This is a genomic window from Jeotgalibacillus aurantiacus (genome assembly GCF_020595125.1).
Lineage (GTDB): Bacteria > Bacillota > Bacilli > Bacillales > Jeotgalibacillaceae > Jeotgalibacillus > Jeotgalibacillus aurantiacus.
In genome coordinates this window covers 1-11,286 of sequence record NZ_JACNMS010000014.1, presented here as the reverse complement: position 1 = coordinate 11,286, position 11,286 = coordinate 1, and the positions used below count along the sequence as shown (strand labels likewise).

Annotated in this window: 21 protein-coding genes; all 21 read left to right on the top strand. The window is 42.0% G+C overall.

Annotated elements, in window-relative coordinates:
* Positions 1-433, top strand: a 433-nt coding sequence (locus H7968_RS17860; RefSeq protein WP_227397364.1) for a DNA cytosine methyltransferase, incomplete at its 5' end; no start/stop codon positions are given.
* Between the two features lie 15 nt (positions 434-448).
* Entirely contained in the window at positions 449-787 is a 339-nt protein-coding gene (locus tag H7968_RS17855; RefSeq protein ID WP_227397363.1) for a hypothetical protein, read from the top strand.
* A gap of 105 nt (positions 788-892) precedes the next feature.
* A complete protein-coding gene (locus H7968_RS17850) occupies positions 893-1,216 on the top strand; it encodes a hypothetical protein (protein ID WP_227397362.1) in 324 nt (107 codons plus the stop codon).
* A gap of 123 nt (positions 1,217-1,339) precedes the next feature.
* The gene (locus tag H7968_RS17845) at positions 1,340-1,516 is read left to right on the top strand and encodes a hypothetical protein (RefSeq protein ID WP_227397361.1); all 177 of its coding nucleotides are present in this window, start codon (positions 1,340-1,342) and stop codon (positions 1,514-1,516) included.
* Entirely contained in the window at positions 1,500-1,745 is a 246-nt protein-coding gene (locus tag H7968_RS17840) for a hypothetical protein (RefSeq protein WP_227397360.1), read from the top strand. Before H7968_RS17845 ends, H7968_RS17840 begins: the two co-directional genes overlap by 17 nt.
* 13 nt (positions 1,746-1,758) lie before the next feature.
* Complete coding sequence (locus tag H7968_RS17835; protein WP_227397359.1) at positions 1,759-2,181, top strand: sigma-70 RNA polymerase sigma factor region 4 domain-containing protein; 423 nt, start codon at positions 1,759-1,761, stop codon at positions 2,179-2,181.
* 170 nt (positions 2,182-2,351) lie between these two features.
* Positions 2,352-2,822: a hypothetical protein gene (locus H7968_RS17830; protein WP_227397358.1), complete on the top strand. Its 471-nt coding sequence runs from the start codon at positions 2,352-2,354 to the stop codon at positions 2,820-2,822.
* A 58-nt stretch (positions 2,823-2,880) separates the two neighbouring features.
* Positions 2,881-3,171, top strand: a complete 291-nt coding sequence (locus H7968_RS18130) for an HNH endonuclease (protein ID WP_227397357.1) — start codon at positions 2,881-2,883, stop codon at positions 3,169-3,171.
* Between the two features lie 82 nt (positions 3,172-3,253).
* Positions 3,254-3,607, top strand: a complete 354-nt coding sequence (locus tag H7968_RS17820; protein WP_227397356.1) for a P27 family phage terminase small subunit — start codon at positions 3,254-3,256, stop codon at positions 3,605-3,607.
* Entirely contained in the window at positions 3,594-5,327 is a 1,734-nt protein-coding gene (locus H7968_RS17815) for a terminase large subunit (RefSeq protein ID WP_227397355.1), read from the top strand. The genes H7968_RS17820 and H7968_RS17815 overlap by 14 nt, the downstream gene beginning before the upstream one ends.
* Positions 5,327-6,541 (top strand): phage portal protein, encoded by a 1,215-nt coding sequence (locus H7968_RS17810; RefSeq protein WP_227397354.1) that lies wholly within the window; start codon positions 5,327-5,329, stop codon positions 6,539-6,541. Before H7968_RS17815 ends, H7968_RS17810 begins: the two co-directional genes overlap by 1 nt.
* The gene (locus H7968_RS17805; protein ID WP_227397353.1) at positions 6,534-7,124 is read left to right on the top strand and encodes an HK97 family phage prohead protease; all 591 of its coding nucleotides are present in this window, start codon (positions 6,534-6,536) and stop codon (positions 7,122-7,124) included. Before H7968_RS17810 ends, H7968_RS17805 begins: the two co-directional genes overlap by 8 nt.
* Complete coding sequence (locus tag H7968_RS17800) at positions 7,099-8,535, top strand: phage major capsid protein (RefSeq protein ID WP_227397352.1); 1,437 nt, start codon at positions 7,099-7,101, stop codon at positions 8,533-8,535. The genes H7968_RS17805 and H7968_RS17800 overlap by 26 nt, the downstream gene beginning before the upstream one ends.
* Positions 8,536-8,557: 22 nt before the next feature.
* On the top strand, positions 8,558-8,737 hold the full coding sequence (locus H7968_RS17795) for a hypothetical protein (RefSeq protein ID WP_227397351.1): 180 nt from the start codon (positions 8,558-8,560) through the stop codon (positions 8,735-8,737).
* Positions 8,737-9,012, top strand: coding sequence for a hypothetical protein (locus H7968_RS17790; protein ID WP_227397350.1), 276 nt, complete (start codon positions 8,737-8,739; stop codon positions 9,010-9,012). Before H7968_RS17795 ends, H7968_RS17790 begins: the two co-directional genes overlap by 1 nt.
* A 4-nt stretch (positions 9,013-9,016) precedes the next feature.
* Complete coding sequence (locus H7968_RS17785; RefSeq protein WP_227397349.1) at positions 9,017-9,364, top strand: phage head closure protein; 348 nt, start codon at positions 9,017-9,019, stop codon at positions 9,362-9,364.
* Positions 9,348-9,599, top strand: coding sequence for a hypothetical protein (locus H7968_RS17780; RefSeq protein ID WP_227397348.1), 252 nt, complete (start codon positions 9,348-9,350; stop codon positions 9,597-9,599). Before H7968_RS17785 ends, H7968_RS17780 begins: the two co-directional genes overlap by 17 nt.
* Positions 9,596-9,976, top strand: coding sequence for an HK97-gp10 family putative phage morphogenesis protein (locus H7968_RS17775; RefSeq protein WP_227397347.1), 381 nt, complete (start codon positions 9,596-9,598; stop codon positions 9,974-9,976). The genes H7968_RS17780 and H7968_RS17775 overlap by 4 nt, the downstream gene beginning before the upstream one ends.
* Entirely contained in the window at positions 9,973-10,308 is a 336-nt protein-coding gene (locus H7968_RS17770) for a hypothetical protein (RefSeq protein WP_227397346.1), read from the top strand. Before H7968_RS17775 ends, H7968_RS17770 begins: the two co-directional genes overlap by 4 nt.
* Positions 10,309-10,342: 34 nt before the next feature.
* Positions 10,343-10,909 (top strand): major tail protein, encoded by a 567-nt coding sequence (locus H7968_RS17765; protein WP_227397345.1) that lies wholly within the window; start codon positions 10,343-10,345, stop codon positions 10,907-10,909.
* A gap of 61 nt (positions 10,910-10,970) precedes the next feature.
* The coding region (gene gpG, locus H7968_RS17760) for a phage tail assembly chaperone G (protein WP_227397344.1) at positions 10,971-11,286 on the top strand (316 nt) is incomplete at its 3' end.

The following is an 11,286-nucleotide window of genomic DNA, read 5'->3' as shown; positions in this document are numbered from 1 at the left end:
TTACGGACAGGGTATTGGTCAGGAGTTGGTTAGTCCAATTCATACAATACCTACAAAAGATCGTTTCAGCTTAGTGACGGCTTTCTTAATGAAATATTATGGACAAGGCACGGGACACAGTTTGGACGAACCCTTGCACACCATAACATCCGGGGGAAATAAATTTGGTCTTGTCACTGTAGCAGGCATTAATTATCAAATAACGGATATCGGGATGAGGATGCTGCAGCCACACGAACTATTTTTAGCTCAGGGATTCCCTAAAGAATACATCATCGATAAAGATTATAAAGGCCGTAAATATCCGAAATCAGCACAGGTTGCCAGGTGCGGCAATTCAGTTCCTCCACCATTCGCAGAAGCGCTTGTGAGAGCGAACCTTCCTGAAATGTGCGTAAATCGTGAAATGGTCAAATATAGTCTGCAAGCATGAAAGGAGCGGATCAGTTTGTACAAAGATTCGAGTCGTGCATTGTTAAGCGAACGCTATGGGAATATGATCATTGGAAATTATGAAGTGAATTTTGATGTTAGGAAAAAGACTGATGATCGTACTTGGTATGTCTGGGCATATAACCGAAACACCGGAAAAGAGGGATGGGTTAGGTATTCTCAAATCAGAAGAGCGGAAAAATATGCTGCTATTGAAGAAAGTGATAACGAATTAAATTACCCTCATCCGGCATATGTAACGGTCGGGAAAAGAAAAATGCTCATAGGAAGATATGAAACTGTTGATGAAGCTCAGGAGGCAGAGGAGAGAGCAAAAGAGGCGCTGTATGGATGATTGTATCTTATGTGGTGTCTATGTCCCTCAAGGCGAGGATGTCTGTCCGAACTGCTATAGAGAGTATTTCGACATAATAGAACCAAAGGGAGAAGGTGCGCCGGAGTGAAATTCAAAATTGCAGGGTACCAGGTCACGACTGATCCGCTTAACTACAAAGTGGAGAAAGAGATACAAAAGATAGGGGATGACGGTCAGCCGCTCCAAGGTCAGTTCACAATGAGATTCGTGGGCTACTATCCCAATATGGAGCGGGTATGTGAAGCGTTGCTTGAACATGAATTGAAACCCAGTGATGCTGAAAACCTTGCTGAAATCGTCGAACTGATCATTCGCAGTAAGCGTGAGATCATAGCTGCTGTTAGAGAGTGGGGGCAAACAGGTGAAAAAGCACAAACCACTGAAGAAGCTGGTGTACTCGCTGACTGAATCGAAAATTGAACAGGTGATCGCTGCTCATGAGGAAAGAGGATGGAAGCGAGGCAGTGACATTAAACCGCATGGCTATGGTTTAGGCTGCCTAATGACATTTGACAACGGGAGGGACGTCTGATGGACAAAGAGATCACAATCAGCGCTGAAGAGATCTTCGAGCACATTCAATTAAAGATAGCTCATCAAAAAGCCCTTGTCGAGGTTAATGGCAATAATGATAGCGGGATCGACATAGGCAAAGAAGAAAGTATCTTAGAGGCATTGGAGGATCTGTTAAGTGAGATATCCGAATAATCAGGATTTTTCTTTTAACGATGTAAAGCTTACTGTAGATCAGTACCTTGCCTTGAAAGAAATGAAATACCTGGATAAGCAGATTGCTGTGAAAGCCAATACCAGTGTTGCAAGGCTCAGGGGCTGGAAAAAACTAAATAACATTGAGCGGATTATCGCAAGTATTAAGAAGGAGCGGCTGATTGAACGTCGCTCGATGATTCATTATAACAATTACGAGCGGTACTGAGGGGGCTATTGCTTTGCAAATCATCAAAAACTACGCAGATCTTACTAGGAAAATCAGCATTATCGAAACACAGATAGAAATGTTCGAAGTGGACATTGACTTCTGGTTTGGTAAGAGCTCTATTCCATTCAGTTCAAAGGGAGCGGCTGGCTTCGGTATTGAAACCGCAGCATGGAACACTGACCGGGTATTAGAGAAGCTGGACCAGCTCCGGAAGATGTTAGAGTTCTATCAAGAGATCAAAAGTGAAATGGATGACAATATCAATTCACTCGATGGTCTGGAGTATAAGATCTCTTACATGCGATATATAGAAAACAAAAACTATAAGGAGATCGCTGATCAATTGGGCTACAGCTATGGCTACATAAGGAATGTGGTCGCTAACATCAAAAAACATGACAATGATGTGACACAGCATGTGAAAAAAGCCTGATATACTGAAAGCATAGAAAACCCCTTTCAACTTCTATATTCAGACTTTGGTTGGTCTGAGCCATTGAAAACCACCTGACACTCGTTGGGTGGTTTTTGTTATAAAAAAGAGGAATATGGATATTTATGTAGAAATTATAAAATGTAATACAAATCTTAGGAGGGGTTACTATGAACCAAATTAAAAAAGCTGTAGAGGAAAAAATGACAACTATCGATGATGATTTAAAAAAGTTTGATGAAGTATTGGCTAGAGAAAAAGAAGCAGCAGAAAGACAAGCTTCATCTTTACACGAAACTTCAAATGAGCTAATACCACTTTTGAAAAAAATCAGAGAAAGGAGGATATTTTTTCAAGGCGTTGAAACCAAATATAGAAGTACAAGAGGTCCAGTTCTAGGTCACGATATAGATGATAATGCCTTGTTTATTTACGATATTGATAGAGAATCTCCAATTCGTCTCGATCTATATGACGATGAGGAAAAATTAACATCATGGATCAATATCATTAAGCGCACAGGATATGTGAATGCAATTATTAGCTTAAAAAATACTTTGACATTAATTGATAACATCATGATTAAAGCTGAAGAAAATATAAGTGAATTGAACTCTGATCTTAACAAATATGATAAATAAATTATTAACCCTGCGCTAAGTAGCGTAGGGTTTTTATTATTAAATTGTGAGGTATTGTATGAATTTTTATAAAACAAGACATTGGGAAAAGAAACGCTCAATCATCTTGAGGCGTGATAAGTACGAATGCCGTGAATGCAGAAGATATGGTAAGACTACAGTCGCAAGCATGGTTCACCATATTTATCCGCGTGAGGATTATCCTGAGCTGTCACTGATCAGCCAGAACTTGCTGAGCCTTTGTAACACTTGTCACCAGAAGATGCATGCCAGAACGTCACATGAATTAACTGATAAGGGATTAGAGTGGACGAAGAGGATAGGTCCCCCCACCTCTCTCCTCCCGTAAAAAGAACACCGGGGACCGGTGAGTGGGGGCTTTTCCAATAGAGCGCATATTTGAAAATATTTTTTTCGGGAGGTGAGGGCGATTGTCAAAGATTCCAAGTACGCAAACGATCAAGAATGCGACCATCAAAGATATGAAAGCGCTCGGTGTTCATAAACCGCAGTATAACAGGCTTATCTCAGTTTATTCAGAACTTGTCCATCAGTACCTTTTACTCAATAAAGAGTTCATCGATGGCGGTTATGAGTATGAAAGTTCGTCAGCTGCAGGCAGTGCAAAAAAGTCGCCAATTGTTGCGACACTGGAAGGGTTAAGAAAGGACATTCTTGCATACTCAGATCGCCTTTGCCTGAATCCGAAAAGTGCTTCTGAATCGAAAAAATCAGATAAAGGAAAACAATCTGCTTTAGCGAGTGTTTTAAATGCCCTCGACTAAATTTAAAAACTATGATGTGGTAGTTGAGTATGCGACCAGCATTGTAGAAGACAGAAAAATCGCATGTAAAGAAACAAAGCTGATGTGCCAAAGATTTTTTCGCGACTTGAAAAATAAAGATTATGATTTTAACCCGAAAGATGCTGAATTTGTCATCGGTATAATAGAAAAAACCTTCGTCCATCAAAAAGGAGAAGATATGAATGGCTTTCCGTTACGCGGTAAGCCTTTTTTATTGGAGCCGTGGCAGAAATTTGTCGTCTACAATCTTCTCGGATTTTTTCATACCGGAACCAGGTTAAGAAAATATAAAGAGGCTTTTATCATGCTTGCTAGAAAGAATGGTAAAACACCATTCATGAGTGCGCTTGCCTGGGGCCTTGGACTTTTGGAGAGGAAATCTGGTGCTGAGATCATCATCGTTGGCGCTTTATTAAAGCAGGCTATGCAAAGTTTTAATTTCATCAACTATAACCTGAAAAAAATGGGCGAAGAGGAAAACTTCCGGATTCTTGATAACAACCAGGAGCACAGCATCAGCGGTGAGCTGGGTGATGGTTATATGAGAATTGAAACGATCGCCGGCAATAGTGACCGAATGGACTCTTTGACGACATTGATTCAGATTCTGGATGAGCTGCACCTCTATAAAAATGCCAGTCAGTACAATACCATTCGTGAATCCGGTAAAGCCTATCGAAACAGTTTGTGTATCGGGATCACGACGGCCGGCAATAACATGAACAGTTTTTGCTATAACCGGATGACCTACTGTCAAAGGATATTAGAAGGCACGGTAATAGATGAGAAGATTTTTATATTCATTGCAAAAGCAGATGAAGATGAAAATGGTGATGTCGATTACACAAGCGCGGCAGAACATGAGAAAGCCAATCCGAATTACAACGTTTCAGTATCTGGTCGTGAGTTAATGAGTGATGCGCTGGAAGCTCAAAATGATCCACAGCAACGAAAGTCATTCTTAGCGAAATCACTTAATAAATACACTTCGGCATTAAAGGCATATTTCAATCTTGATGAGTTCAGAGCGTCTGATCGTCAGCATAAGTGGACCATTCAGCAGCTGGCAAAGATGCCGGTTGAATGGTACGGAGGCGCTGACTTAGCGAAACTCCACGATTTAAACGCTACTGCGTTATATGGCACATACAAAGATATCGATATCACGATTACGCATGGATTCTTCCCGATTACTCAGGCTTACATTAAAGCGGATGAAGATAATATCCCGTTATTTGGCTGGAAGGATGACGGATGGCTCACCATGCCGAACACTCCAATCGTCAGTCATGATGATTTAATTAAATGGTTCATGATGATGAGGGATATGGGGTTTAAAATAAAGCAGGTTGGCTTTGACCGTAAGTTTGGTCAGGAATTCTTCTTAGGAATGAAGCGACAGAAATTCAGCATTGTGGATCAACCGCAGTACTTCTATAAAAAATCACAAGGTTTCAGACGTATCGAATCCAAAGCTAAAGCAGGTAAATTTTATTATTTGGGATCCCAAGCATATGAGTACTGTCTGCAAAATGTGAGAGGCATTGAAAAAGTCGATGACATGATTCAGTACGAGAAAGTGACACCGGATATGCGAATTGACTTGTTCGATGCAAGTGTATTCGGAGCGGTCAGGATGTTAGAAAATATGGAGAAATCAAGTTCAGCTGCTAAGTGGCTCAAAGGGGGTGAAAATTAATGGCTTCAAAGAAACGCAAAAATCGGAATCGAAACCAAAATCAACAATCCCGATCCTCTGAGTCTACTCAATCGCCTGTGGGATTCCTGTTATCGACGGATGCATACGACACTTTATGTGTGCCAGGTTACACCCGTATTGCAGACAATCCGGAAGTAAAGATCGCGGCCCATAAAATCGCTGAACTGATCTCATCCATGACGATCCACTTGATGCAGAATACCGATAAAGGTGATGTCCGGGTCCGTAATGCGCTGGCACGTAAGATTGACATCAATCCATATAGTCTCATGACCCGTAAATCGTGGATCTATAACATTGTTTACACGATGCTTATCGACGGCGATGGGAATAGTGTTGTTTATCCTCAAATTAAAAATGGACTGATTGATGAGCTCATTCCTTTACGGCCATCCCGTGTGAATTTTATTGATACGGACTTTGCTTATCAGGTCCAATATGGAGACAAAATTTATAACCATGATGAAGTGCTTCATTTCATTCTTAATCCAGATCCGGAGAAGCCATATATGGGACAAGGGCTCCGGGTAGTATTGAAAGATATCATCAAAAATCTCAGGCAGGCAAGTGCCACAAAGAATACTTTTATGAGTGGGAAATACATGCCATCTCTGATTGTAAAGGTCGACTCAATGACCGCAGAACTTGCAAGTGAAGAAGGTCGAGACGGCGTATACAATACTTACTTAAAGTCGAGTGAAGGCGGCAAACCGTGGATCATCCCTGCTGAATTACTTGAGGTCGAACAGGTGACGCCACTTTCATTAAAAGATTTAGCCATCAATGAAGCAGTCGAATTGGATAAAAAGACAGTAGCAGGCATTTTTAATGTTCCTGCTTTTTTTCTTGGCGTTGGTGAGTACAAGAAAGATGAATACAACAATTTCATTAACTCCACCATCCTGCCGATCGCAAAAGGCATGGAGCAGGAAATGACTCGAAAACTAATTCTCGCTGAGGATTGGTTTTTTAGGTTCAACTCGCGCAGCCTGTACGCCTACGACCTGAATGAGTTGAGACAGCTTGGTGAGTCAATGACTCGCAGTATGGCGATGAGTCGGAATGAGTGGCGTGATTCAGTCGGGTTGAGTCCTCGTGATGATATGGAGGAACTCCTTGCGCTCGAAAACTTTATCCCGGCAGACCGGCTTGGTGATCAAGGGAAATTGAAAGGTGGTGAGAACAATGAATGAACGTCAGATGAGAAGTTTTGAAGTGGATCTGACAACCAGGGCAGAACCTGAGAATGGTGAAATGATCATCGAGGGTTATTTCGCGCTTTATAATTCTGAAACGGAATTATGGCCGGGCGCATTTGAAGAGATCGCACCAGGTGCATTTGACGGAGCTGCCGCTAATGATGTTCGTGCTCTCATCAATCATGACACATCCAAGGTCCTTGCCCGGACGGCTTCCAATACCCTAACCATCCGTGTGGATGAAAAAGGGTTATGGGGTCAGATCCGCGTAAATGAAAATGACTCTGAAGCAGTCAATCTTTATCACCGGGTCAAGCGGGGCGATGTCAATCAGTGCAGCTTCGGTTTTTTGGTCGAAGAAGAATCATCTGATTACCGGGATGACGGGACCATGAAATGGACGCTGGAAAAAGTGGATGTCATAGAGGTGTCAGTGGTGACGTTTCCTGCTTATGCAAATACTGCGGTTGCAGCTCGTCAAAAGGATATGGAGCGGGATAAAAAGCGTCAGCTCGAAGCGAAGAAAACGAAGATAAGGGAGAGGTTGAAAAATGGCACTAAAACAGCTAATGCTTAATAAAAAAATCGATCAACGTAAAAAATTGCTTGAGGATTTACGAGCAAAGGATGAGGATTTTAAAACTCGTTCTGAGCAACTTGAACAGGCGATTGAAGAAGCAGAGTCTGATGAAGAGGTTGCCACTGTGGAAGAAGAGGCAGAGGCTTTTGAAAAAGATCAAACAGATCATGAATCTGAAAAAAATCGTCTTCAGGGTGAAATTGACGAGCTTGAAAAGGAGCTTGAAGAACTGAATCAAAATGCTCCAAAAAACAAAGAGGACGAACAGCGATCAGCTGGGACTCAGATTCAAACGAGAACTCAATCAGGGGAGGCAATTGGAATGAAAGTAAACAAAGGATTTTTTAAAGGGATGGAGCGTTCTGCTGCCACTCATTTTGTAGAACGTCAAGAGGTGAAGAAATTCCTTGTTGATATTCGAGAAGGGAACATTCTTTCAGAGAAACAAATGGAGAAGCGTAATGTCCAGGGTGCTGAGCTTGGAATTCCGGAGATTGTGCTGAGCTTAATCAGAGATAACCTACACCGTTATTCAAAATTGATTAACCGTGTAAACCTTCGTCGACTGAGTGGAAAAGCGCGCCAAAACATTGTTGGTGATATCCCTGAAGCAGTGTGGACGGAAGCGTGTGCAAAATTAAATGAGCTTGATCTTAAATTCCATCAGATTCAAATGGATGGTTATAAGGTTGGCGGTTATATTCCGGTTTGCAATGCGACACTTGAGGACACTGATTTTGACCTAGCGAATGAAATCCTTGATGCTCTTGGACAAGCAATGGGTCTTGCGATTGATAAAGCGATCCTTTACGGGACAGGTGCAAAAATGCCTGTTGGGATTGTGACACGTCTTGCTGAAACAGCTGAGCCGTCATACTGGGGTCAAAATGAAAAACCTTGGGTTAATCTTTCGACAACAAATATCGGTCAAGTAGCCGGAGCAGATGCCAAGACTTTATTTGCAAATCTGGTTCGTTTCAGCGGAAAAGCCAAAGCGAATTACGGGAATGGAGCAAAGTTCTGGGCGATGAATGAAAACACTTATACTGAGCTGCAGGCGTTAATGGTGGAGTTTAATGCAGCAGGGGCCATCGTTTCAAGCCTTAATAACACGATGCCTGTTATCGGTGGAGAGATCGTGGTCCTTCCGTTTATGGCTGATGGAGATATTGTCGGCGGTTACGGTTCTCACTATATCCTTGCTGAGCGTTCCGGATCTACTTTTGCAGTATCTGAACACGTTCAATTCATTGAAGATAATACGGTATACAAAGCGACTTCTCGATATGACGGACGTTCAATTTCTGGTAACGGGTTTGTCGCAATGAATATCAAAGGTACTGCACCAGCAACATCCGTAGCCTTTGCACCTGATGAAGCAAATGAAGTTGTACCTGAAGGAGCATAATCCACAGAAAGGGTGATGAATTATGGCAAAGTATGAAGTGATCAAAGATTTTACTGACCTGCAGGATGAGAACCACATTTACCGGTCGGGGGATAAATTCCCCCGGAAAGGTCGGGCCAAAAAAGAACGGATTGAAGAGCTCATGTCAGCTGAAAATAAGCGTGGTGAACCATTGATCGAAGAAGTAGAAGGCGATGAGTGATGAATTCTGCAACGATTTTACCAATCGTTAAACAAAAAATCGGACTGAGAACGGCAGTACGAGACACCTATATTGAAAGCATCATCAAAGGTGTGATCAAAGAGTTTGAAAGCAGACAGGGACTTACACTGGATGAACAGGATCATAGTCATGTCATGCTTGTGGTCGACTATTCAGCTTATCGGTATGAAACACCTGGTCAGCCGGATCAGCTACCGCACAATTTACGGTACCGGTTAAAAGAGCTGTATTTTCAGCAGCACAGCAAGGGGTGATCAGATGGCGAACTGGGATCATGAAATTACTTTAATCACTCCTGGCTATTCTGATAAGGATTCAGATGGTTTCGCTATAGAAGTAGATGCTGATGAGGACACGATCCTTGCTCGAAAACTGCCTGTTCGTTCTCAGGAGTTCTATGCCGCAGCACAATCGAACTTCACCATTGAACAGATATTCGAAGTCCATATCTTTGAATATAAGGGACAGAAAAAATTGTCCTTTGAAGGAAATGAATATCGTGTTTATCGAACTTTTGAGAAACCAGGTCATCTGATTGAGTTATATTGTAGCCGCATTGATGAAAACCATAATAGAGAGGGGAATCAACATGACACAAACTCATAAAGTGAAACGTCTTTTAAAAGACAAGGACGGGACGTATTACAAAAAAGATGATCTATACACCAATACCTCACAGACCCGAATCGACGAATTAATCGATAAGGGTTTTTTAGTTGCTGCTGACGCGGAAGTTAAGGCTGAACTAAAACACCTGGGAGGCGGTCATTATGAATTACCTAATGGCGAAAAGGTTAGAGGTAAGGAAAAAGCGATTGCCGCCCTGAACGATCAGTCATGAATATCCAGATTGATGGGTTAAGTCAGATTGCTGACAAACTTCGCAAAATGGCAGAAAATGCTCCTGAAATCGAAAAGAAAGCAGTAGAGGCAGCAGGAGATTACCTGAAAGATAAAATATCAGATAACGCTTATAAAACCGGTCTCGTAAGACGTACAGGCAAGGCGGCCACTTCGGTGATTAAGACTGAATATAAGAATGGAAAACTTGAAGTCGGGTACTCCAATCAGGGGAATGCGGCTTTTTATATGTTCTTTCATGAGTTTGGTACGTCGAAAATGAAAGCAACGCCTGTTGTCCGTCCGGTGTTTATACGGGAAAAGGTGAACCTGATTAACATCATGGCTGATGAAATGAAAAAGGGGATGGGGCTATGAGTGTCACTGGTGTGATTCAGTCTGCACTTGCGCCGGTTTCCGTTCCGACGGCGCTTCACTTTTACAGCGGAGCGGCTACGACCTATATCGTGTATTTCGAGGTTGTGAACCGACCCGATTTGCACGCAGATAACCAGTTAGAGAATACGCTCTCAAATGTTCAGGTGAGCTTGTATTCAAAAGGTAACTATAATGAACTTTTAGATCAGGTGAAGCTATTAATGAAAGAGTCGGGCTTTTTATACACCGGTGGGATCTCGGGGTATGAGCAGGACACTAAATTTTATCACTATCATCTGACGTATAACTATTCAATTAAAATTCAAGGTTGAGTTTTTTGATATTTAAAAACAAGGAGGAATATCCATGGCCTTTACAGGTTTGATTAAATTCCATTATGCAAAACAATTAACTGATGAACCAGGTGTGGGTGCAACATATGACACACCAAAGCCGGTTGGTGCGGCAATTTCACTTTCAGAAACTCCCACTACAAGTATGACAACGCTTTATGCGGAAAACGGACCTTCTGAAACAGCTGCAGCTAATGGTCCGACAGCTGCTGAAATCGGCGTGAAAGATTTAACGGATGAAGTGCTTGCGGATCTGCTTGGTCAAACAATTAATGCAGATGGTGTGCGTATCCAGAGTCGAAATGATACTGCTCCTTATGTTGCCCTAGGCTTCCAGATGACTAGTGAGTCTGGGGATGATGCTTTTGTATGGTTATTCAAAGGGAAATTCGCTCGTCCATCACGAACGGCGAATACAAAGGGTGAATCAGTAGAGTTCAACACGCCTACAATCACAGCAACGTTCATTTCACGCGATTTTGACGGTGAGGAAAAAGCGACGATTCGTAAAAACGCAACAAATTCTGCTATTACTGATTCTTGGTTCGAAGCTGTCTATGAGCCAGTTCCAACACCTTAATTCAATTATGTAAAGGAGGGCTCTTTCCGAGTCCTCTTATTTTATATCTGGAGGGATATTAGTGGAGATTACATTGCAGGTAATTGACGAACAAAACGAAGTAGAAGAGAAGCATTTTTCGGTACCGTTTGTACCGGCATCAACCATGCTCGCATACTTTGAAATCGAAGAAAAAATTGAGAATAAAAAGCAGCTAAAGCCATCAGAGATCAAGCTATATGTTGACTTGATTGTAAAGACGTTCAGAAATCAGTTTACAGCAGAAGAATTTTTTGATGGAGTGCCCAGTCATCAGTTAATGGGGGTCATTACTGAATTCATTTTGTCGATCAACAAGGATCCCTACGCGGATAAAAAAGGTGAACCCTCGGGGGAGC

Bases quoted from the DNA above. Each gene is read 5' to 3' on its own strand.
- H7968_RS17845 (WP_227397361.1), top strand. From the start codon at position 1,340: ATGGACAAAGAGATCACAATCAGCGCTGAAGAGATCTTCGAGCACATT.
- H7968_RS17830 (WP_227397358.1), top strand. From the start codon at position 2,352: ATGAACCAAATTAAAAAAGCTGTAGAGGAAAAAATGACAACTATCGAT.
- H7968_RS18130 (WP_227397357.1), top strand. From the start codon at position 2,881: ATGAATTTTTATAAAACAAGACATTGGGAAAAGAAACGCTCAATCATC.
- H7968_RS17815 (WP_227397355.1), top strand. From the start codon at position 3,594: ATGCCCTCGACTAAATTTAAAAACTATGATGTGGTAGTTGAGTATGCG.
- H7968_RS17810 (WP_227397354.1), top strand. From the start codon at position 5,327: ATGGCTTCAAAGAAACGCAAAAATCGGAATCGAAACCAAAATCAACAA.
- H7968_RS17805 (WP_227397353.1), top strand. From the start codon at position 6,534: ATGAATGAACGTCAGATGAGAAGTTTTGAAGTGGATCTGACAACCAGG.
- H7968_RS17800 (WP_227397352.1), top strand. From the start codon at position 7,099: ATGGCACTAAAACAGCTAATGCTTAATAAAAAAATCGATCAACGTAAA.
- H7968_RS17795 (WP_227397351.1), top strand. From the start codon at position 8,558: ATGGCAAAGTATGAAGTGATCAAAGATTTTACTGACCTGCAGGATGAG.
- H7968_RS17790 (WP_227397350.1), top strand. From the start codon at position 8,737: ATGAATTCTGCAACGATTTTACCAATCGTTAAACAAAAAATCGGACTG.
- H7968_RS17785 (WP_227397349.1), top strand. From the start codon at position 9,017: ATGGCGAACTGGGATCATGAAATTACTTTAATCACTCCTGGCTATTCT.
- H7968_RS17780 (WP_227397348.1), top strand. From the start codon at position 9,348: ATGACACAAACTCATAAAGTGAAACGTCTTTTAAAAGACAAGGACGGG.
- H7968_RS17775 (WP_227397347.1), top strand. From the start codon at position 9,596: ATGAATATCCAGATTGATGGGTTAAGTCAGATTGCTGACAAACTTCGC.
- H7968_RS17770 (WP_227397346.1), top strand. From the start codon at position 9,973: ATGAGTGTCACTGGTGTGATTCAGTCTGCACTTGCGCCGGTTTCCGTT.
- H7968_RS17765 (WP_227397345.1), top strand. From the start codon at position 10,343: ATGGCCTTTACAGGTTTGATTAAATTCCATTATGCAAAACAATTAACT.